This window comes from Vibrio sp. R11-SG3-ISO3-SZ (assembly GCF_059834345.1).
On sequence record NZ_JCBDGX010000170.1, the window covers coordinates 1 to 22562 of the forward strand.

13 protein-coding genes are annotated in these 22562 nt (G+C 49.9%); 11 read left to right on the plus strand and 2 right to left on the minus strand.

The features are described 5' to 3' along the window. The 7 genes from mbhE to mnhG all read left to right on the plus strand — a co-directional run. Window positions 1-1409, plus strand: a 1409-nt coding sequence (gene mbhE, locus AC6R1O_RS18175; RefSeq protein ID WP_500657578.1) for a hydrogen gas-evolving membrane-bound hydrogenase subunit E, incomplete at its 5' end; no start/stop codon positions are given. Then, window positions 1409-1846, plus strand: a complete 438-nt coding sequence (locus tag AC6R1O_RS18180) for a Na+/H+ antiporter subunit B (protein ID WP_334552317.1) — start codon at window positions 1409-1411, stop codon at window positions 1844-1846. The genes mbhE and AC6R1O_RS18180, both read left to right, overlap by 1 nt. Further along, the gene (locus AC6R1O_RS18185) at window positions 1847-2200 is read left to right on the plus strand and encodes a Na+/H+ antiporter subunit C (protein WP_334552316.1); all 354 of its coding nucleotides are present in this window, start codon (window positions 1847-1849) and stop codon (window positions 2198-2200) included. Next, window positions 2197-3690 (plus strand): Na+/H+ antiporter subunit D, encoded by a 1494-nt coding sequence (locus AC6R1O_RS18190; RefSeq protein WP_500638259.1) that lies wholly within the window; start codon window positions 2197-2199, stop codon window positions 3688-3690. Before AC6R1O_RS18185 ends, AC6R1O_RS18190 begins: the two co-directional genes overlap by 4 nt. Window position 3691: 1 nt before the next feature. Further along, a complete protein-coding gene (locus AC6R1O_RS18195) occupies window positions 3692-4165 on the plus strand; it encodes a Na+/H+ antiporter subunit E (RefSeq protein WP_500631160.1) in 474 nt (157 codons plus the stop codon). Window positions 4166-4172: 7 nt separating this feature from the next. Beyond that, complete coding sequence (locus AC6R1O_RS18200) at window positions 4173-4445, plus strand: MrpF/PhaF family protein (protein WP_334552313.1); 273 nt, start codon at window positions 4173-4175, stop codon at window positions 4443-4445. Then, window positions 4435-4878: a monovalent cation/H(+) antiporter subunit G gene (mnhG, locus tag AC6R1O_RS18205; RefSeq protein WP_500627650.1), complete on the plus strand. Its 444-nt coding sequence runs from the start codon at window positions 4435-4437 to the stop codon at window positions 4876-4878. Before AC6R1O_RS18200 ends, mnhG begins: the two co-directional genes overlap by 11 nt. 112 nt (window positions 4879-4990) lie before the next feature. Here mnhG and AC6R1O_RS18210 read toward each other — a convergent pair whose 3' ends face one another. After that, entirely contained in the window at window positions 4991-5608 is a 618-nt protein-coding gene (locus tag AC6R1O_RS18210; RefSeq protein WP_487903721.1) for an OmpA family protein, read from the minus strand. Between the two features lies 1 nt (window position 5609). After that, entirely contained in the window at window positions 5610-6884 is a 1275-nt protein-coding gene (locus tag AC6R1O_RS18215) for a TolC family outer membrane protein (protein WP_487903725.1), read from the minus strand. Window positions 6885-7747: 863 nt separating this feature from the next. Between AC6R1O_RS18215 and AC6R1O_RS18220 the strand changes: the two genes are divergently transcribed. The 4 genes from AC6R1O_RS18220 to AC6R1O_RS18235 all read left to right on the plus strand — a co-directional run bounded on the left by AC6R1O_RS18220 (window position 7748) and on the right by AC6R1O_RS18235 (window position 22552). Further along, a complete protein-coding gene (locus AC6R1O_RS18220; protein WP_500638258.1) occupies window positions 7748-10636 on the plus strand; it encodes a pyridoxal phosphate-dependent class III aminotransferase in 2889 nt (962 codons plus the stop codon). 13 nt (window positions 10637-10649) lie between these two features. Continuing rightward, complete coding sequence (locus tag AC6R1O_RS18225; protein ID WP_500627653.1) at window positions 10650-11894, plus strand: carboxynorspermidine synthase; 1245 nt, start codon at window positions 10650-10652, stop codon at window positions 11892-11894. 129 nt (window positions 11895-12023) lie between these two features. After that, window positions 12024-13157, plus strand: coding sequence for a carboxynorspermidine decarboxylase (gene nspC, locus AC6R1O_RS18230; RefSeq protein WP_500638257.1), 1134 nt, complete (start codon window positions 12024-12026; stop codon window positions 13155-13157). 284 nt (window positions 13158-13441) lie between these two features. After that, window positions 13442-22552 (plus strand): T1SS-143 repeat domain-containing protein, encoded by a 9111-nt coding sequence (locus tag AC6R1O_RS18235; RefSeq protein ID WP_500657579.1) that lies wholly within the window; start codon window positions 13442-13444, stop codon window positions 22550-22552. Window positions 22553-22562: the final 10 nt, after the last annotated feature.

Genomic DNA, 22562 nt, shown 5'->3' on the forward strand with positions numbered 1-22562 from the left:
TGAAGCGCATTTTGGCCTATTCAACCGTGATGGCACTGGGAACCTTGACCATGCTGGTTGGTATCGGCACGGAAGCGGCGCTGGTGGCGGCGGTGGTGTTCTTACTTGGCCACGCCCTCTACAAAGGTGCACTCTTCATGGCGGCAGGCACCATAGATCATGAAACGGGCACCAAAGATGTGCGCGAGTTAGGTGGGCTACGTAAAGCGATGCCGTACACTGCGGCGTTCATGTCTCTCGCTGCACTGGCTTTAGCAGGCGTTCCGCCTCTTTTTGGGTTCATCGGTAAAGAGATGATGCTCGAAGGCGTGTTATCCAGCCCTTGGGCAGCGTTGCTTGCGCTTATGGCGCTGTTGACCTCCATCTTTATTGTCGCTTGTGCAGGGCTATTGGTGATCAAACCCTTCTGGGGTGAGAAGAAAGCCACGCCAAAGGAGGCGCACGAAGCGCCGCTTGGAATGCGTCTTGGCTTTACGGTGCTTTCGGTGTTAGGTCTGGTTCTTGGCTTGATTCCTTCATTGGCTTCGCCGCTTGTTGTATCTGCATCGACGGCGATTCTCGGTAATCCTGCGAGTAAGGTGGATCTCGCGCTGTGGCATGGTCTCAATCTTCCGCTGATGCTGAGTATTACGGCTATGGTGGTCGGTTACCTCCTATTTAAGCAGTGGGATAAACTCGGCAAACGTGCAATTAAAGCCAAACCATTACTGAACTACGGACCGGAAGCGGGTTACTTTGTCTTTATGGACAACATGGTGAAATTCGCCAAATGGAGTACCGCCAAACTGCAAAATGGTTATATGTCGAACTACATTTTGACCATTTTCCTCACGACGATCGGTTTGGTGGCGTACGCCATGGTTACCCGCGTTGGTTTCCACTGGGATTTGGATTTCTCTGACGTGACGCTCAAAGAGATCGGCCTATCGATTCTGATCATTGCGGTGATTACGTTTGCTTGTTTGACCAAAGTACGTTTGAGCTCGGTGGCGGCCCTTGGCGCACTCGGTTTTGCCATGGCGCTGATTTACGTCTTCTTTAGCGCGCCTGATTTGGCCATCACTCAGGTGCTGATTGAAACTCTGACGGTCATCATGTTGGTGTTGGTTTTGTTCAAACTGCCTAAGTTCCAAACGCTCTCAAGCGCGGATGTGCGTTGGCGTGACACCATCGTCGCCCTGTTGTTTGGTGCAATGATGGCGACGCTATTGATGACAGTAGTGCATTTCTCGATGCCAGGCGGTATTAGCGGGTACTTGATTGAAAACAGTGTACCAATCGCGAAAGGGCGCAATATCGTCAACGTGATTTTGGTCGACTACCGTGCACTGGATACGCTAGGTGAGATTTTCGTCTTGTCGTTGGCGGCGATTGGTGTGACTGCGATGCTGCGTTCGAAGAGGGACTAATGATGAACAAAACCAGTACTTCTATGATTTTGCAGGTCATCGCACGCTTTCTGCTGCCGATGTTGCTGCTGTTTTCTGTGTTTTTATTGGTGCGTGGCCATGATGAACCGGGCGGCGGTTTTATCGCGGGCCTGGTGGCGTCAGCGGCCTTTGCATTGCACTTGTTCGCGTTTGATGCCAAAGAGACACGCAAGTTGATTGGCATCGACAGCACTTACCTGATGGGTGGAGGATTGATTATCTCGACGCTCAGCGGTTTTGTCGGTGTGATTAAATCTGGCAGCACGTTTTTGACCGCGCAGTGGTGGTACGTCAATGTGCCGGGATTGGGTGAGCTCAAATTGAGCACGCCGCTGATGTTTGATGTGGGCGTCTACTTTGTTGTGATCGGCATGGTGACGACACTGCTTTTCTCACTGGCACAGTTGGAGGATTAAATGACCACATTATTTGCTTTGGTGATCGGTGCGCTCTACGCCGCTGCTCTGTACATGATGTTGCGCCGCAGTGTGGTGAAGTTGGTCATTGGCCTCATCATTCTGTCGAATGCGACCAACTTGCTGATCTTTACCGGTGGCGGTCTGGTTCGTGGTGCGCCACCACTGATTGCTGAGGGTATGACGGCTCCGGTGGGGGCGATTGCTGACCCTCTGCCCCAAGCCCTTATTCTGACTGCTATCGTCATCAGCTTTGGCGTATTAGCCTTTGCCGTGGTGCTGATTAAGCGCGCTTACAGCGTGATCGGTCAAGATGACATGAACGAAATGAAGAGTACAGATTCACAATTATGATACTTCTATTGCCCGTACTGATCCCTATGTTTGCCGCGGCGTTGTCGATGACGCTGTGGAAACATCAAACGCTGCAACGCTGGATCAGTGTGTTCTCTAATTTTGCGTTGCTGATTGCCGCGGTCACCTTGTTCTACACCGTTTATAACGATGGGATCCAAGTGGTCACCTTGGGAGACTGGCAGCCACCTTATGGTATTTCAATGGTGGCGGATCTGTTGGCGGTGATTATGGTCACCGTGTCAGCGGTCGTGGCGTTTTGTATCTCCATTTATGCCTTGGCCACCATGAGTGAGGAGCACGAAAAGTTCGGCTTCTACCCGCTACTGCATCTGATGTTGGCAGGTGTCATTGGCTCTTTCCTAACCGGTGATATTTTCAACCTCTACGTTTGGTTTGAAATCATGCTGGTGGCATCGTTTGGCTTGCTGATTTTAGGTGGCGAACGCAGTCAAATGGAGGGCGCGCTCAAGTATGTGACGCTTAACTTGCTCTCTTCTGCATTGTTCCTCAGTGCGATTGGTTTGCTTTACGCCTACGCAGGTACGCTGAATATGGCGGATCTGGGGCAAAAATTGGCGACCACCGACAGCCCACAAGTGGTGACGGTGATTTCACTGCTTTTCTTGGTGGCATTTGGCATCAAAGCGGCGGCATTTCCGATGTTTTTCTGGCTGCCAGCCTCCTACCATACACCGCCTGTCGCTATTTCAGCGGTGTTTGCTGGCTTGTTGACGAAAGTGGGCGTTTACGCACTGTATCGCGTGTTTAGCCTAATCTTTGTCGGTGATATCGCCTTTACTCACGGCACTTTGTTGATGTGGATGGGTATTTTCACCATGGTGACGGGCGTGCTGGGTGCGGCGGCGCAGTTTGAAGTACGTCGTATCTTGTCTTTTCATATCGTGAGTCAGATTGGCTACATGATTTTAGGTTTGGCGCTCTTTACGCCATTGGCGATTTTGGGCGGGGTATTTTATCTCTTCCACCACATCGTGGTGAAAACTAACCTGTTCCTTATCGGTGGTGTGATGCATCGTATGCACGGCAGTTACGATCTGGGTCGGTTAGGTGGTTTGTATAAATCCGCGCCGTTCCTTGCGATTTTGTTTGCTATCCCAGCCATGTCTCTGGCGGGTATTCCACCGTTGTCAGGCTTCTTCGCTAAGTTTGTCGTGATCAAGGCAGGTATTGATGCGCAAGCATGGATAGGGGTGATTGCTTCGCTCGCCGTGGGGCTACTGACGCTCTATTCGATGGTGAAAATTTGGGCGGAAGCGTTCTGGAAGAAGCTGCCAGAGGATGCAGAAGTGTTGCCAGCGATGTCAGATTCAGAGCGATTCTTCCTTTACCTACCGATCATCTTGATGGCAATCATCACCGTTACGATTGGTATTAACGCAGAATGGTTTGTCAATCTCGCAAGCATGACCGCGGATCAGCTACTGGATCCTGCGCAATACATCGATGCTGTGTTAGGAGGTCAATAAGATGAAAGCCTTTGGTTGGAATATGTTATTGGCGTTGGCGTGGGTGATCTTATCGGGCACCTACACCATCTCAAATCTCTTTGGGGGCATGTTGCTGAGCTATGTGGTGTTGGCTTACGTGCTTCGCGATCAGCCAGCGTTCAAACGTTATTTCGGTAAGTTTCCTAAGTTTGTTAAGTTCGCGCTGTTCTTCATCTGGGATTTGGTTAAATCGAACGCTCGCGTGGCATACGATGTACTGACGCCGACGCATTTGATGAAGCCTGCGGTGATTGCCGTCCCACTCGACATTAAAAGCGATGCCGGCATCACGCTATTTTCGAACTTAATTACCGTTACACCAGGTTCACTAGCACTGGATGTGTCCACCGACAAAAAAGTCCTGTTTGTCCACCTGATGTATTTTGAAGATGAACAACAGCATGTGGCAGAGCTGAAAAAGCTTGAAGCCATGGTGCTGGAAATTATGGAGTAAGGCGACGATGGATACTGTATATACCCTCTGTTTTGCCATGCTAATTCTTGCGCTGCTGATCTCTTCGGTTCGTTTGCTGAAAGGACCGTCGCTACCCGACCGAGTGGTTGCGCTTGAGCTAATGGCCTCACTTACCGTCGGTTTGGTCGTGCTATATGGACTGGCATACCAAGAGCCAGCGTTCATTGATGTGGCTATTGTACTGGCGTTGACGTCGTTTCTGGCGGCTGTCGGGTTCTCGAGCTTTTTGGAGAAAAGAGGAATTCAAGATGATGACTGAGTTTTTTGTTGCGCTATTTGCACTGCTGGGCTCTTTCTTGATGCTCCTTGCCAGCATTGGCTTAAACCGCATGCCTGACTTGCTGACCCGTATGCATGCGACCACTAAAGCAGGTGCGTTAGGTGTGGGTCTACTGGTGATCGCCTTTGCGATTGTTTTTTGGAGCGATGCCGCCATCGTCGTTCGCGCAGCGGCGGTTGTCGTGTTCATCATGGTGACGGCACCGATTGCGGCGCATGTGGTGGCGCGGACCAGTTACTTCGTCGGTGTCCCTGTTTGGGAAGGCACGGTAAAAGATGCCATCAAAGAGCAGTACGATATGGATACGCACCAACTGTCTAGTCAAAACTGTACCGAGGCGACACCCAGCGCTGCAGAGATGCCCGCTGCGGTCGAAACGCCGGGAGTTAAAGACGAATCATCGTCATCGTGATTTTTTCGACGTCGAGTTGTAAAGAAAACCGCCCCCATTGCTCGCAGTGGGGGCGGTTGTTTTATTAGAGAGCCTTATCGATTTAATCCTTAAAGAGTCACTTATCGCAGTGTTACTTAGGAATAGTGGTAAATATCGTCCACTCTTTGACCACTTCTCGGCTCATGCCGACCACGGTGGCGGACACCTTGCGATCTAAGGCTTCAGTAGTCGCGTCACCCGCGCTTTCTTCGGCTGCGCTGTCTCCAAAACCAACAATGGCGATCCGCTCAGGCTCCACACCATAGTAGAGTAACTCTTGCTCAACGGCATTTGCTCGTAGCTTTGACAGCTCTAGATTGCGTTCCGCGCTGCCAGTTTTACTGGCGTAGCCTTGCAGTTGTATAGACGTCTCTGGGTATTGGGCAAGAAACTCTGCCATCGCTTCAATTTGGGTTGAATATTGCCAATCGACTTCGGCCGAATTGTTTGCAAATAAGATAAACAGCTGCGACTCTTCGCGTTTCGCGAGGGCTTGGCCGCAGCCATCGTTGTCAATAAGGGCTCCCAACGGTGTACCGGGGCAGAAGTCACGTGCGTTCACTACGCCATCACTGTCGTCATCGGTGAGATCAAACGGTTGTTCTGCTGTGGGAGTGTCAATATAGTCATACTGATCGTCTTCGGCTTGTGCGGTAAAGGCAAGCGCTACACTGAGCAGAGAAAACGGGAATAGCATCAATTTGTTCATCTTAATACTCCATCTTCTCTTGCCATTCTTTTGGCGTATCCACTAATAGTGCGTCGAGCAAGTTGCCGGTTGCATTCATCACTCGATACTTGGCGTACTGCTCAGCGTAGTGGGCGTCGAGGTAATCTTTACGCGCCTCAAACAGTTCGTTTTCGGTGTTGAGTAAGTCAAGTAGGGTACGTTGGCCGATACGATACTGTTTCTCGTAGGCAATCACTGTTTCTGAGGCAGAATCGACATGGTCGGAGAGGAACTGCTTTTGTTGCAAGGTCAAATCAAGCGCACTCCAAGAGAGGCGTAAACCTTCCTCTACTTGACGATACGCGTTGTCGCGTAAATCTTTGGCCTTGTTAAGTTGATAAGCCGCTCGTTCTGAGAGATCGCTGTCGCTGCCACCATTATAGAGGTTGTAGCGCATGCGAAGCATGGCAAGGGTTTCGTCACTACGCCCTTCATCGCCGCCAGCGTCATCTCGCCAAGTTTGACTCGCTTCAATAGAGAACGTGGGGTAGAAGTTACCTTTAGACTGCTTGTATTGAAAACGTGCAGCATCAACATCCGCGTGTGAGGTTTGAATCACAGGGTGAGAGGCAATCGCCTGATCAAGTGCCTCCTCGAGAGTAAGAGGAATACGTGATTCGTCAGCACGCGGGTAGATGAGCCCAAGCGGTGCTTGACCTACCACTCGCTGAAACTGAGTATGGGTATCAAAGAGGTTATTTTGCGCTGCCAGCAAGTTACCATGCGCTTTGGCGATACGCGCTTCAACCTGCGTAACATCAGCGGTTGAACCAACGCCAGAGTCGGCGCGACGTTTGATGTCTTTGTAGATGTCTTTATGGACCTTGAGGTTGCTCTCTGAAAGCTGCAATACCTCGTAGGCTTTAACGGCATCTAGGTAAATCTCGGTGACTTGAAGTGCAAGGTCTGAAGCCTGCGACAAAAGTTGTAGCCTCAAAGACTCCGCATCCGCCGCGGTGCGGTCGATATCGTTTAATGTTGCGTTACCGTCCCACAGCAACTGCGTTAAGCTTACGGTCGCTTCCTTTCGGGTGAGGTCGCTACTCCCTCCACCTACGCTTTCAGCATCGTTAATTCCTTCATAACCGATACCCGCATCTAAATCGATACTCGGCAAGTACGCACCGACGGCAGCATCGCTAGATTTCACGGCACTGCGGAACTCATTGTAGCTCGATTTTAGATCCGGATTAGTGGCAATGGTATAAGCCACCGCTTGTTCTAACGTTTGTGACTGTGCTGCGAGGCTCAACATCAGTGTGCTCGCGGCGACGCATGATAACTTCCAGTTCAAGGTGATCTCCCTATACATCTCGTTACAGATAAGACGCTGTCACATAAGGTGTTTGTATTTCGTTATAGTTGTTACTAGCTTAGCCTTTCTAATGACAAAGTGAGAGGGGCAAATTCAAAAAATGACCGAATGTAGTACTCATTTACAGGTGTTGTCTCATTTTTGAGATGTTGGAGGTGGTTTTTACTCATTGAGTTTGGGGTAGGACGCAATTTTATACCGAGTTTTTGTCGTTCATTTTCTTATTACTTGCGTAGATGCCGCTACACGCAATGGCTCTTATGACCTCCCGGTTTTTTTGATTCAGCTTATTAACTGAAATCATTTCGATTGACGTGGTCTATTAACACTTTTGTTTTGATAGATTAATTAATAATTTGATTCGATATTGCGAAAATGAGTTGCCAATTTCCGGCAAATTATGATACTTTCGCGCGCAATCTCGGAGAGCAGTCGTAATGACGCTCTGGGGGACACGCGTGAGGTCATTCGGGCTGAGTGAACAACACGTAGGGTAGGTATCGATAAGTCCTTTTATCGATAGACGGGATACTGTTGTCGTATAGCGACATATGAATGGGAAACCCAACATTGAATCCACTAAATAAACACACATTGATCAGCTTAGTTCTTCCTGAGTGCCCTGTTTTACAAGACAGTTGCATCACTGAACCTTGATTTTCTACTAAACGTCGAATCCATCCCATGTGATGGTCTGTTTATGCTTGGTTGCGATTTGCTATCGACACCGAGCCGTTTGCTGTTCCTTTTCCTCTCCCATTTTATCTCGGAAAAGGCCGAAAATTGTTTCAATGGAACTTATCATGAGCACAGCTTTTGAAGTCGATACCAACGCTATCGCAACCCCTTTTTCAACTCAGATTCCTGTTGTGGATGGTCTGTATGATCTCACGCCTGATCAAATTTTGCTTGATCAGCAACAGCACGAATCTGAAGTTCGCTCTTACCCTCGACGTCTACCGATTGCGATTAAACAAGCGTACGGTGCTTTAGTTGAAGATACTCGCGGTCAGTTATTCCTCGACTGTCTGGCCGGTGCGGGCACATTGGCTTTGGGTTACAACCACCCAGAGATCAACCAAGCACTGAAAGATCAGCTCGACAGCGGATTGCCATATCAAACATTGGACATCGCCACCCAAGCGAAGACCCACTTTATCAAGACGGTGAAGGAATTCTTGCCTGAGCAATTAGGCGACAATTGTGTGATTCAATTTTGCGGCCCTTCAGGTGCGGACGCTGTAGAAGCTGCGATCAAATTGGCGAAGCAGACCACCGGTCGTAACACCATGTTTGCTTTCCGTGGTGCGTACCACGGTATGACAAACGGCACTATGGGCATGATGGGCAACCTAGGTACTAAAGCGCGTCGTACTGGCCTGATGTCTGATGTGCACTTTATGCCATTCCCTTACAGCCTGCGCTGCCCATTTGGGTTGGGTGGCGATGAAGGCGCCAAAGCCAGCATTCGTTACATTGAGCGTCTCTTGAATGATGACGAAGCGGGCATCATGAAGCCGGCAGCGATTATTGTTGAGCCGGTTCAAGGTGAAGGCGGTGTCATCCCTGCACCTGCATTCTGGCTGCAAGGCCTGCGTCGTATCTGTGATGAGCACGGCATCCTGCTGATTTTTGATGAAATTCAATGTGGTGTAGCGAAAACAGGTTACAACTTTGCGTTTGAAGAGGCGGGTATTGTGCCAGACGTGCTCTGCCTATCGAAAGCGATTGGTGGCGGTATGCCGATGTCGCTGTTAGTGATCAACAAGCAGCACGACACTTGGAAACCGGGCGAGCACACGGGCACCTTCCGTGGCAACCAGTTGGCAATGGTCTCTGGTGCCAAAGCACTTGAAATCATTCAGCGTGACAACTTAGTGGAGCACGCTAACATCGCCGGTCAATACCTGCGCCTTGGTTTAGAAAATATCCAAAAGCGTGTCAACTGTGTAGCAGAAGTTCGTGGTAAAGGCTTGATGCTAGGCGTTGAAATCAAGAAAACCAACGACGAGAAGAACAAGTTTGGCGAGCCAGCCTCCGATGGTGCGATGACGTTGCGCATTCAACGCGCGGCACTGGAACGTGGTTTGATGGTTGAAAAAGGCGGCCGTGACGGTTCGGTTATCCGTTTCCTACCACCGCTGATTATTTCGTTTGAACAAATTGATTTTGCGCTACGCACACTTGAAGCGGCGATGATTGCTGCTGGCGCGGATTACGTTGAAGCACCTGCGGACAACCAAAAGTGGAACAAGCATTTTATTCACACCGGTGAGCAGGGTGCGGATGAGTTCGCGGCGGTGATGTCTCACACTACGCGTGTGATGAAAGCGATGTTTGAGCAAGTGGAAAAACCATACTCAGGTATGGACCCTAAATTGCTTGAAGCGCAAATCAATGCGGTCAACCTTGATGCCTCTGAAACCAGTTTGAAAGAGGTGATTGCCAGCACGACCGACTTGGTGGCGAAAAATGCCATTTTTACTCAGCACCCAAGCTGTATTGCTCACCTGCATACACCCCCTTTGATGCCATCTGTGGCGGCAGAGGCGATGATTGGTGCACTCAACCAGTCAATGGATTCATGGGACCAAGCGTCTTCTGCAACTTACGTTGAGCAAAAAGTGATTAACTGGCTGTGCGACAAATACGACATGAGCCAAGACGCCGACGGCATCATGACCAGCGGCGGCACGCAGAGCAACCAAATGGGTCTTATGCTGGCGCGTGATTGGATCGCCAACAAACTTTCTGGCCACTCTATCCAAAAATTGGGCTTGCCTGATTACGCCGACAAATTGCGAATCGTCTGTTCGGCTAATGCGCACTTCACCGTGCAAAAATCTGCCTCTTGGATGGGCTTAGGTGAGAAAGCAGTGTTACCCGTTCCAGCAAATATCGACGGCACCATGAAAGCAGAGCTGCTTGAGCAAGTGGTTGCGGATGCAAAAGCGCAAGGCTTGATTCCATTTGCGATTGTCGGTACGGCAGGGACCACGGATCATGGCGCGATCGATGATCTTGAGCGTATCGCCGAGGTTGCCGAGCAGCACGAACTCTGGATGCATGTCGATGGTGCATACGGCGGCGCACTGATTCTCAGTGGCTCAAAAGGTCGCCTCAAAGGTGTTGAGCGCGCAAGCTCCATCAGCGTGGACTTCCACAAGCTGTTTTTCCAAACCATTAGCTGCGGCGCTTTGCTAGTGAACGACAAAGCAAACTTTGCGTTCTTGCTTCACCACGCGGACTATTTGAACCGTGAGCACGATGAGTTGCCAAACTTGGTCGACAAGTCTATCGCGACCACCAAGCGTTTCGATGCACTGAAAGTCTTCATGACAATGCAAAGTGTAGGACCAAAGGCGCTCGGTGAGATGTACGATCACCTGTTAGAGCAAACTCAGCAAGTGGCGGATATGGTTGTGGCGGCACCTGGTTTTGAACTGTTAGCCAGACCTGCACTATCGACGGTGCTATTCCGCAGCACGCTGGGTGACGAAGCGAACTTGGATAAACTCAACCAGAAAGTGCGTATTGAAGCGCTGGTACGCGGTATCGCGGTATTGGGCGAAACCGTCATTGCGGGTAAATCAGCACTCAAGTTTACGATTTTGAACCCAACGCTTTCATTGAAAGATTTTGAGAAACTATTAAACGACATCAACCAGCTTGCGGTTGAACTAGTAAAATAAGGTAACAAAGACCATGGCAATTCTACAGATTGGTGCCGGCGGTGTTGGCTGGGTAGTCGCGCACAAAGCGGCTCAGAACAACGACGTCCTCGGTGATATCACTATCGCATCACGTACTTTAGGTAAGTGCGAGAAGATCATCGAATCGATTCAGAAGAAAAATAATCTGAAAGATTCAACTAAGAAACTAGAAGCGCGCGCAGTGAATGCGGACGACGTGGAGGCACTGGTTGCCTTAATCAAAGAGGTTCAGCCTGATCTTGTGATCAACGCGGGTCCTCCTTGGGTCAACATGGCGATCATGGAAGCGTGTTACCAAGCAAAAGTGTCATACCTAGATACCTCGGTAGCGGTTGATTTGTGCTCAGAAGGTCAGCAAGTGCCTGAAGCGTACGATTGGCAGTGGGGTTACCGTGAGAAGTTTGAAGAAGCAGGCATCACAGGCATTCTTGGCGCTGGTTTCGATCCAGGCGTGGTATCGGTATTTGCCGCGTATGCGGTGAAACACTTGTTCGATGAAATCGACACGATTGACGTGATGGATGTCAACGCGGGTGATCATGGTAAGAAGTTTGCGACTAACTTTGATCCAGAAACCAACATGCTTGAAATCCAAGGCGATTCTTTCTACTGGGAAGACGGTGAGTGGAAGCAAGTACCTTGTCACTCTCGTATGCTTGAGTTTGATTTCCCTAATTGTGGTGCTCACAAGGTGTACTCTATGGCGCACGATGAAGTGCGCTCAATGAAAGAGTTCATCCCTGCAAAACGCATCGAATTCTGGATGGGCTTTGGTGATCGTTACCTTAACTACTTCAACGTGATGCGTGATATTGGCCTACTGAGCCCAGATCCGCTGACGTTGCATGACGGCACTGTGGTTCAGCCACTGCACGTATTGAAAGCGTTACTTCCTGACCCGACCTCATTGGCGCCAGGCTACACAGGTTTAACCTGTATCGGTACTTGGGTGCAAGGTAAGAAAGATGGCGCAGAGCGTAGCGTGTTCATCTACAACAATGCGGACCACGAAGTCGCCTATCAAGATGTGGAGCATCAAGCGATCTCTTACACGACAGGTGTGCCAGCTATTACGGCTGCGCTTCAGTTCTTCCGTGGTAAATGGGCGGATAAAGGCGTGTTCAACATGGAACAGCTCGACCCAGATCCGTTCCTAGAGACCATGCCTGAGATTGGTCTAGATTGGCATGTTCAGGAACTCGAGCCTGGCCAACCCGTGATTCATAAACTCAAATAATCGAGTATCGGGTGTGAGTTCACACCCAGCGATGCTCATCAAAGCAGCCATTGGTCGTGTTCAATGGCTGTTTTTGTCATTTAGGGTTCTGTGGCGGTACAGCACAGTAGAACTCTTAAGCAGGAACTCGTGATGCACAACGAATTGAAAACTCCGTACTTTATGATCAACGAAGACAAGTTGATTGAAAACCTAGAGAAAGCCAAGCAGCTCAAAGAGATTTCGGGTGTTAAGCTGGTGTTGGCGCTGAAATGTTTTTCAACCTGGGGTGTGTTTGACATCATCAAGCCCTATCTTGATGGCACCACCAGCTCTGGCCCATTTGAAGTGAAACTCGGCTACGAAACGTTTGGCGGCGAGACGCACGCCTACAGCGTGGGTTACAGTGAAGAGGATGTGCGTGAAGTCGCGGACATCTGCGACAAGATGATTTTCAACTCGCAATCACAACTTGCTGCGTACCGTCATATCGTTGAGGGCAAGGCGTCGATTGGTTTGCGTCTCAACCCAGGTGTCAGCTACGCAGGTCAAGATCTGGCTAACCCAGCGCGTCAGTTCTCTCGTTTGGGCGTGCAAGCGGACCACGTTAATGCAGAGGTGTTTGATGGCATCGATGGCGTGATGTTCCACATGAACTGTGAAAACAAGGACGTCGATGCGTTTATTGGCTTGCTCGATTCTATCTCTCATCAGTTTGGTGACTACCTAGATAAACTCGACTGGGTGAGCATGGGCGGTGGCGTCTTCTTCACTTGGCCAGGTTATGATATTGAAAAGCTGGGTCTAGCACTCAAAGCCTTTGCCGACAAGCATGGCGTGCAAATGTATCTTGAGCCGGGGGAAGCCATCATCACTAAGACCACAGATTTAGTGGTTACCGTCGTGGATATCGTTGAGAACGGCAAAAAAACAGCGATTGTTGATTCGGCGACCGAAGCGCACCGCTTAGATACGCTTATTTACAACGAGCCTGCCTCGATTCTAGAAGCGTCTGATGGTGGTGAGCATGAATATGTGATCGGATCATGTTCGTGTCTTGCTGGGGATCAATTCTGTGTTGCAAACTTTGACCAGCCGCTTGAGATTGGTCAGCGCCTTCATATTCTTGACAGCGCGGGCTACACCATGGTGAAACTGAACTGGTTCAACGGCCTGCGCATGCCATCTGTGTACTGCGAGCGCTCGTCTGGTGAGGTACAGAAGCTGAACGAGTTTGATTACTCGGATTTCAAACGTTCTCTCTCGCAATGGAGTGTCCGTTAAACATCAATATAATGTGATAAATAGACGGTTCTACAAGCCATTTCTCCAAAACCCTGTCTTCGGATAGGGTTTTTTATTGTCGTCAGAATTGTCTGAAAATTCGACGCTTTAGCTGCATCTGGTATCAGGTTCGCTACAATTAACCATGATCTAGGTTAAATTCTTGACTATTAGGCGTTAACTGTGTGTACTGAGTGTGCACATTATTAAATATACCTATAAAAAATTTGTTGCTGGGTTGTTTTTGATTCGGTTGTCAGGTGAGTTAAAGGCTAGGAGAGCAGATGCGCCCTATTATGTATATTGAAGTTGGCGGCGTCCTTTGGCAGATCATGCCAGATGGTAGCTGGCAACAAATCCCTTTCGACGCCAGCAAAGAGCCAGATGTGCTGGTGATTACTCAAGATGTCGAGGGTGACAATCTTGTCCTGACGCCAGAGCAAGAAGAGGCCATTGAAGCGCAGCTAGACCAAGTGGTAGAAGAGCTGACTCAATACACGCTTAACAACCGAAGCGGAGAGGCGTACTCAGGCGCGAATTCGCAAGAGAGTCAAAGCGCTTCTTTGATTAACTTTGTTCAAGCAACCCTTCAAGAAACCATCGCTAAAGCGGGCTTTGACACCCGTCCTAACGACCCTTTCGCCAACGATGATGCCCAGCCTGAGCAAGAAGTGCTCGATCTCCTTAATCAAAACGCCCAACTGAGCGTGGATATCCTCGATGGCGGAGACGGCTACGAAAACCGATTTGAATCGCCAGGTGTGGTGATCCAAGGAACGGCGCCGAATATTCGTGACGGTCGCACCGTCAACATCACCATTACCGATATCAATGGTAAGAGTGTATCAACCACTGCAGTGACGAATGATGAAATTTACTCGGTAAGCGGAGTGGATTTGACCTCTCTCGCCGAGGGACCCCTGTTGGTTAACGCCGTGGTCGCAGACAACTTTGGCAATAGCGTCAGCGCCCAAGACAACACCATCAAAGATACCCTTGCCACCATTGATGTCGACTTTGATGGCGAGGGTGACGAATACTACAACCAGTTCGAAGTGAGTAACGGCGCCTTAGTCGGGCGTGTCGAGTTCGTCCAAGATGGTCAGCCCATCACAGTGCGAATCATTGACAGTGTGGGAACAACGTTAACACTGAGCTCTGTCGTTTCCGGCGGAACTTGGGCGATGGATAACCTCGACCTCAGCGCACTCGCCGAGGGCACCTTAACCGTTATCGCACAAACCATCGATGTGGCGGGTAACCCTGCAATCGCGCAAGATACCATCACTAAAGATACGTTGGCGTCAATTACGGCGGATGTCGAAGATGGTGGTGACAACGTCATCAATATTAATGAAAAAGAGAGCGTGACGTTCTCCGGCGCCGTGGCCAATGTCGAAAATGGTCAGCCTGTTCATGTCGTGATCACCGATGGCAGTACAACCCTTGAATTTGACACTGTGGTGGTGAACGGTCAGTGGCAGGTCGAGGATGTCGATATTGGTGATTTTGTCGACGGCACTTTAGAGGTCACGGCCAGTACGCAAGATATTGCAGGAAACCCTGCTACCACGACCGATACGAGTACCATTGTCGATACCACTGTCCCTACCATTGATATCGACACCCTGTCGGGCTTTAGCATTTTAGATTTTCGCCAAGGCAATTTGACTACGATGCAAGGCACAACCACGGGGGTTGACGATGGATTGTTGGTCACCATTACCGTTTCAGACGGTACGCAGACGTTAACCTTTCAGGGCGCTGTAACGGGCGATACATGGAGCGTTGAAGATATCGATATCTCGTCGCTTGACCTCAGCCAAACGTGGACCATTGATGCGTCTGTTTATAACGCCATTGGCAACCAAGCTGTCGACGATATGCCGACGATCGTGCTGCCTGACTCGCTCTCATTTTCTGAAACCGTGGTGGGCATATTTGGCAGCGAAGCAAAAGATGCCAGTATTAATGTTGATTTCGCCGATTTTCGTTTTTATTCCGATCAAAGCTTTCTGACCGATAGTGTCACCTCTCAAAACAGCAGTATCACGGTGACAGTCGCTGGCGATGGGCAAAGTCTTGAAGGGCTGAATAACACTGATGAAGTGGTGTTCAGAGCACAAATCGTCGGCGATGAAGTTCGTGTCACCTTTTACAAAGCGATAGATCAAGGCGAAGGGTTAGATTCACTGCAAACGGCTCTGTTGCTTGAAGGGATACAAACCGACGCCGATGGGACAACCGAAACCGTGATTGCCCATTTACCCATTACGATCAAGGACTCCGATCCGCTAGTGTTTGGCGAAAGCTACACCATGACAGAAGGGACAACGTCATCAGGTAACTTGCTCAACAATGATATTGATTTGGATACGCAACTTCTGATCCGAGAAGTAGAAGTCGGTGCTGAAACTAAAGCCATCACCGGCAATCAGCCAGTCAGTTTTACCACCAGTGATGGCGTATTGACGGTATTTGCCAATGGTCACTGGACGTTCACCGCATCGCGAAACTTAGATCACAACGCAGAGCACTTGGTTTCTATTAACTACAAGGCGGGGGATGAAAGCAATGACTTTGGCACCGCAACCGCCACGATCACCATCAACGATGGCGGCGCGGGTGATATTCAAAACGGTGTGGCAAGTAGCACAGAATCCAACCTAAGCGATGTTTCTGCTCCTCTTAACGCAACGTTTGAGGTATTAGCCGGCTCGGATAATCCCGATCCGTCCTCCCTTGTGTTTGCCAATGGCACGCTCGCTTTGCTCGACGCTTTGGGTTTGCAGTCAACCTTAGATTTAGCCGATATCACCTATACCTTAAGTGGCGATGGTACCCTCATTACTGCCAGTTCGGCTGGCGAAACCATTTTTACTTTAACACTGAGCGCAGTCGCCAATGGCGATGATGTGACGGCAACGGTCACCCTTAATCAGTCGCAGCCCATCAGTCACACCTTAAAAAGTGATGCTGTCACTATTCCTCTTTTGATTGCCGGTAGCGATTTAGATGGCACACCATTGTCATCCGGTGCATTTGAGTGGGTGATTCACGACGGTGCGGATCCTGAGTTGGCCAATGCCACCAGCGTGACGCTCAGTGAAAGCGATCTTGGCTCAGCACCGTTAAGTGCAAATGGTAGTTTTTCTCTCACGATCGGCAGTGATTACCTCGATAGTCTGTTTTTTGATTTGGCCGACCAACCAATGTTAAGCAGTGGCGGGCGCGATATTGTCTTTGTCTTGAATGACGACGGCTCGCTCTCTGGCTATACAGAAGATCTGCACACTCGTCTGTTGCCCGATGAACTGGTGTTTACCGTCACCTTTGCTCAGCCTGACAATGACGCGGATGCAACCGTTCCCTATACCGTCACACTCTATCAAGCACTCGACCAACTGGATGGTGATAGCACGTTGCCGATCGTGGTCACCGCCAAAGATAACGATGGCGATGAGTCGAAATTGACCTTGGATATTACCGTCAGCGATGGTGGCGTGCCGAGCATTGGTTCTGGGAACGTCGATTTGTCTGAAACGCCAAGAGCAACAGGCGTGACAGCGAAAGCGACCGCCGACGTTTCGTTTGATGTCAGTGCAGCGTTTGACCCATTGGTTTATTTGGGCTTGGGCGTTGAAACGGGTGATGCCGTGTTGGACTCGAATGGCGATCCCATCACCCAAAACGGTCAAGCGATCACATGGCGAGACAATGGCGATGGGAGTTACGATGCCATTCTCTCCAATGGTCAAACCGTTTTAAGCGTTTTTCTGCCTAGCGATTTTGTACTGGCGGCAGGCGACACGACAACGATTGATGTACGTCTTGAGCTGTATCAGCAAATTGATCACAACCTTGCAGGCAATGATTTAAGCTTAACCATCCCCGTACCGGTCTACACAGTGGATTCAGATGGGACGGAAAATACCGTTGAATCGAGCATCACCATTTTTGATGGCGCGGATCCTCAAATTGAAGTGACTGGGTCGATGGATGTCGATGAAGAGGGGTTGACCTCAGGTCAGCAAGACAGCGGTATTGAAACGTCGACGCCTTCGATCAACTTGATTGAAGGTTCGGATGATATCGTTTCCTTGAGTTTAGATCGCACCGCCTTTGATGCACAAGGTTATACCAGTGGCGGCGTCGCACTGATATTGGCTGAGGTCGACATCAATGGTTGGTACTATGCGATGGCTGATGGCGACGAAGCGTTTCGTATCCGTTTCAACCTAGATGGCAGCGTTGAATTTGAATTGTACCGCCCATTGGATCACGAATCGGGGTTAGGTGAGAACAACCTCGAACTCAACTTTTCTTTGACGGCGACCGATGCGGATGGCGATATTTCAACTGCCGTAGACTACACCGTCAATGTCAAAGACGATGTGCCGATCTCGGTAGATTCGACGCTCAATTTGGTCGAAGGGGACAGTCAATCAGGCAACATGATCACCGCATTTGGCCGTGTTGGCGCCGATGGTGGTCAGTTGGTCAGCATCGGTTATGATGTCGATGGCAATGGTAGCTATGATCAGTATGTTTTTAGTGATGCCAATCCGTCATATACCATCAATCTCTATAACGACAACACCCCATCAGTCAGCTACGGCACGCTAACGGTCAATCGAGACGGCAGTTACACCTTGGTGACCAACGATAGCGTAGATGCAGACCCAGTATTGAATGACTTCCTGCAAATGGTAGTGCGGGACTTTGATGGCGATGAAGCCACCAGTGAGATTAGCTTTGTACTGGGGGACAACGAAGGCTTTATTCGTGTTGCTGATACGCAAACGACCGAAGACAATCTCGCTACGCTGGCGATTGAAGTCTCAACAGGGGATGTCGACCAAGAAGAGCAGGTGACGCAAATCGCCATCAGCGAAAGTTCGCTTCAAGGTGGTTCACTCTATCTCAATGGTGTGCTTCTTGTTGCCGTTGACGGATTGATTACCCTCTCTGGCAGCCAACTCGATAGCTCGAATCCTAGTTTAGTGGTACCCAATGGTACGTTGACGTATCTTCCTGCGGAAAATCAGTCAGATACTACACAGTCGATTTCTCTTGATGCCTCTGCGGTGATCAGCACGGATACGGGTCCTCGAGATCTAACGGAAACGCTAGAGGTCTCGGTGTTACCGATTGCTGATACCCCTGAATGGGGCCAGTCCCAGTTTACTTACAGTACCGTTGAAGATGCCGACGAGGCGCTGTCACTGGATATCACGGCCAACCTTGTCGACCTTGACGGCTCTGAATCGCTTAAATATGAGATCTCAAATATCCCCGACGGGATCACCGTTACCCTTAATGGCTCGCCCATCAGTGAAGGTAAACAGTACACTCAACCTCAACTCGATCAGATGAAAATCGAAGCGGACCCGAATGTCGCGGGGAGTTTCACGTTCGATATCAAGGCGATTGCGATTGAAGCGGGGAATAGCTTTGCTAGCAGCGATGATAAAACCGCTGAAACCACCTCACAGGTGGTGGTCAACGTGAGACCGGATGCCGATACGCCGACCCTTGAAGTCAAAGACATCAAAGGACTGGAAGATGAGGGGATCAATCTTCAAGATTACATCTTCGCTGACCTCACCGATACCGACGGCTCAGAAAGCTTGCGCATCAACATTCAAGTACAAGACGGCTGGACTATTGAAGGCGGCAGCTATATCGGTAACAACCAGTACACGGTGTTTGCGGCGGATCTTGCGGCTGGTTTAGTGACGTTGGTGCCTAAAGAAGACATCAGTTCCTACACGGAATCACTCTTTATCAATGTGACCGCTGTGGCGACAGAATCTACCCAAGATGGCTTGATTCCAGAGAACTCTGAAGCGTCAAGCAACACTGAAACGATTCAAATTTACCTCAAAGGCGTGGTGGATGAGCCGACGGTCATCGATGGCGGCCAAGGGCATTGGCAGTATGATGCTGAGAACAAGGTGATCAGCAATCAAGCGGACATGTTGGAAGATGCGCTAATCGCACTCGATTTTGTTGTCCAAACCAGTGACGATGATGTCTCAGAAGCGATCAATATTCTACTCACCGATATTCCAGAAGGTACCCAGTTAGTTGATGCTTCTGGAAACCCTGTTGCGTTAACCATCGCGTATATCGATGACACCACAGGTCCTGTATATCAGGTCAGTAATGACGACTTAGCGTCGCTCTATCTCAAACCAGTTAAAGATTTCAGTGGCCAGCTCACCTTGTCGGTGATCGCGGTGTCGACCGAGCCTGACGGTGATGCCGGCGAGTTCCCAATGACCGTCGAGATTGAGGTGTTGCCTCAGGTGGATCAAGCCGATGGCCAAGTGATTTCGACCCAAGGGGTCGAAGACCGATTGATTTCACTATCGCTTCAGCCGTCCATCAATGCCGATCAGGATGGCAGTGAGACCTTAACCGGTTACGTTATTACGTCACTAGATAACGACCTTACCCTCTACTTTGATGGGGCGCACATTGAGATTGGAAGCGGCCTCGATTTGAGTACCTTATTGGATGGCGACACGCCCACCCTCGACAGTTTATTAGCCAGTGGCCGTTTGAGCGTGCTGGCCAGCGAAGACTTAAGTGGCGTGTTCAGTGTGGGCATTCAATACCAAGTGACAGATACCTCTAGCGAAGGCGCGACCGATGTTCGCTGGCTTGACGGTTCGCTGAGTGTCAATGTGAGTGCAAAAGTCGAGCTGGATACGCGTCTTGAAAGCTCCGGCAAATTGTACAGCAGTGATGATGGCTCCGCGGTGGATATATCGGATGCGGTCATTTTCATTGACGAAGATCTCGATGGCTCAGAATACCTCGATTACATTTTGCTCGTCGTTCCGGATGGGTACACCTTGATTGTGACGCATCCTAATGGTGCTAGCCAAGACGGTGATGGTAATTGGCTGATTCCAGCAGCGGGTTTGACCAGTGACAGCTTCCAGGAGAGCGTGACACAAATTCTAAATGGTGCGACTATCTCCAGCGCACAAAACACCCCAGTGTTGGATATCGTGGTTCGCGCGCGCGTGCTTGACGGCAGCGATGACCGCTTTATCGATACCAGTTTTGAACTGCAGATCACCGGTCATGATGGCAGCGGAACATGCGATCCAGTCGGAACGCCCGGTGATATTCAGTCAGGCGATATTACGCAACCGGAAGGCGACAACATCGACCTCTCGGGGCTACTCAATAGTGATGTTGCTAGCGATCCAGACAACGTCATCTCGTTCTTTGTGCCGGCCGATTCACTGCCCGAAGGTGTTGAGATTCAGGGCAGTGGTGTCACTGTAGAGTATGATCGTTTGGGGAACGTGATTGGCTATTCCATTACTGCTTCGGCGCTGGACAGTTTGGTCTTGACTGGTATTGATGAAGATTATGCGGGTATCCTAACCTTTACCGTTCAAACCATAGAAACCTCAGCCTGTAATGGCACCTCGGTGACCACAGACCAAACCATTAGTATCAAGATTACGCCCGTGGTCGATGACATTGCGGTCACAGCGGATACTTACACGATTCAAGAGGATGCGGTCAGTGACCTCAATCTATCGCTCATTCTTGGCGATAGTATAGAAGACAGCCAGATGATCACTGGCGAGGGTACTGAAGCAACGGGTAAAGAGACGGTCAATAGCTTGACCGTGACTCTGACTGCCGGTGCGACGCTGTCTGGCCCTGAGGATGTGTTGCAAGACAACGGCGATGGAACGTGGACTATTTTGCAGCCTGCTCGATTAAATAAAGTCGAGTTGGTGCCGCCAGCGCATTACAGTGGAGACGTCGTGATGACCTTCACTGCCAATATCACCGATGAAGCGAGTGACATCGCTGAAACTGACACACAAGATAAATCCACCACAGTCACCGTCAATGTTGAACCTGTCGCTGATGAAGCGAATCTTGTGACAGAGAACGTGACTGGCGACGAAGACAGCTATATTTCTCTCGGCTCCATGAGTGCGGCGCTGATCGATCAAGACGGATCAGAAAGCCTCTCTTTGAGTTTAAAAGGTGTCCCTGATGGTGCTGTTGTGGTTTACAAAGTGGGAGACAGTTACGAGCTTGCACCAAACAATGGTCCTGATGGCGGCACTTTTGACGGCAGCAACACCTATGAGTGGCAGTTAGACAGTGCTCGCTTGAGCGATGTGTACATTCTTCCGCCACGTGACTTCAGTGGTGATATGCCTCTCTCCTTGGAAGCGATCACCCAAGAACTTGAAAACAGTGATGTCAATTTCACCAGCTCTGAATTCATTGTCGGTGTATTGCCGGTAGGTGACCGTGTAGAGTTGGTCGACCTGGCTGATAGCTTGACGAGTGAGGAAAACACCGGTGTGGAGATTACACTCAATGCCTCGAGTTTTGAGACCAACAGTGACGAGTACCTACTACTCAGTTTTATTGTTGAACCGACTTCTGACGCTAGTGCGTTTACGGGCTTAGATCGGATAAAAGTGGGATTGCAAACCTCGGTGTTTTTGTCGACAGGCGATGGCCGAGCGATCGCGACTGTACAGGTTAAAGCGAGCGAAATTAACAACGTCACTTTCTTCCCGGGTGATGCTTTTGGAGAGTTCGACGTGACGATTTCTGTGTCGAGCTATGATCAAGCGATCGTGTTGGGTGAGCTTGCCGATGATCTGGGCGAGGCGACCGAAGAGAGTTTAACATTAACCATTACGCCGGAGCCTGATGCGCCCACTCTGACTGTGGATTATGACACCATTGTCGCCGATGCCGATGGCACCATACCATTGGGGCTGAGTCTTGAACTTATCAATCCAGCCGACAATGAAACGGGCAGCGTGATCATCTCTGGCTTACCGAGTGGCCTAGTGTTAAGCGCGGGTACTAGTCAAAACGGTAAGTACACCGTTGCGATGGAGGACATCGCTGATTTATCGATTGTTGGCGGCTACGATGGAGCCAGCGATTTTCAGTTGTCGATTGAGCCGGTGGCCAGCATAGGTTCCGATTCAGCAAGCGGTGTCGCGCAAGTTATTGACATCAGTTTGCAAGACCCTAGCGTTGTCTCAACCACGTTGACGGGTACTGATGGCGTTAATGACCGATTTGTGATTGGTCAAAGTAGCGGCACCGATACGATTACGGATTTTGAATACAGCGCCGATAGCGATGCCATCGACTTAAGTGCGATTTTAACTGGCGTGAGCGACGGCGATAGTGCGGCGCAAAAACTCGATATTCGAGATGACGGCGGGGATGTCTTGATTGAGGTGACACCAGATGGCAGCACAGTTCAGCAATCCGTGCGTATTGCGGGTGTGAGCCTTAATGACTTCGCGCCGAGTGTGAGCGGGGAAGCCGAGATTCTGCAAAAAATGATTGATGATCAAAACCTCATCGTGCAGTAAAAGATGGGAA

What these genes read in the sequence shown, in the direction of transcription:
- AC6R1O_RS18180 (WP_334552317.1), top strand. Translation starts at nt 1,409, where the DNA reads ATGATGAACAAAACCAGTACTTCTATGATTTTGCAGGTCATCGCACGC.
- AC6R1O_RS18185 (WP_334552316.1), top strand. Translation starts at nt 1,847, where the DNA reads ATGACCACATTATTTGCTTTGGTGATCGGTGCGCTCTACGCCGCTGCT.
- AC6R1O_RS18190 (WP_500638259.1), top strand. Translation starts at nt 2,197, where the DNA reads ATGATACTTCTATTGCCCGTACTGATCCCTATGTTTGCCGCGGCGTTG.
- AC6R1O_RS18195 (WP_500631160.1), top strand. Translation starts at nt 3,692, where the DNA reads ATGAAAGCCTTTGGTTGGAATATGTTATTGGCGTTGGCGTGGGTGATC.
- AC6R1O_RS18200 (WP_334552313.1), top strand. Translation starts at nt 4,173, where the DNA reads ATGGATACTGTATATACCCTCTGTTTTGCCATGCTAATTCTTGCGCTG.
- mnhG (WP_500627650.1), top strand. Translation starts at nt 4,435, where the DNA reads ATGATGACTGAGTTTTTTGTTGCGCTATTTGCACTGCTGGGCTCTTTC.
- AC6R1O_RS18210 (WP_487903721.1), bottom strand. Translation starts at nt 5,608, where the DNA reads ATGAACAAATTGATGCTATTCCCGTTTTCTCTGCTCAGTGTAGCGCTT.
- AC6R1O_RS18215 (WP_487903725.1), bottom strand. Translation starts at nt 6,884, where the DNA reads ATGTTGAGCCTCGCAGCACAGTCACAAACGTTAGAACAAGCGGTGGCT.
- AC6R1O_RS18220 (WP_500638258.1), top strand. Translation starts at nt 7,748, where the DNA reads ATGAGCACAGCTTTTGAAGTCGATACCAACGCTATCGCAACCCCTTTT.
- AC6R1O_RS18225 (WP_500627653.1), top strand. Translation starts at nt 10,650, where the DNA reads ATGGCAATTCTACAGATTGGTGCCGGCGGTGTTGGCTGGGTAGTCGCG.
- AC6R1O_RS18235 (WP_500657579.1), top strand. Translation starts at nt 13,442, where the DNA reads ATGCGCCCTATTATGTATATTGAAGTTGGCGGCGTCCTTTGGCAGATC.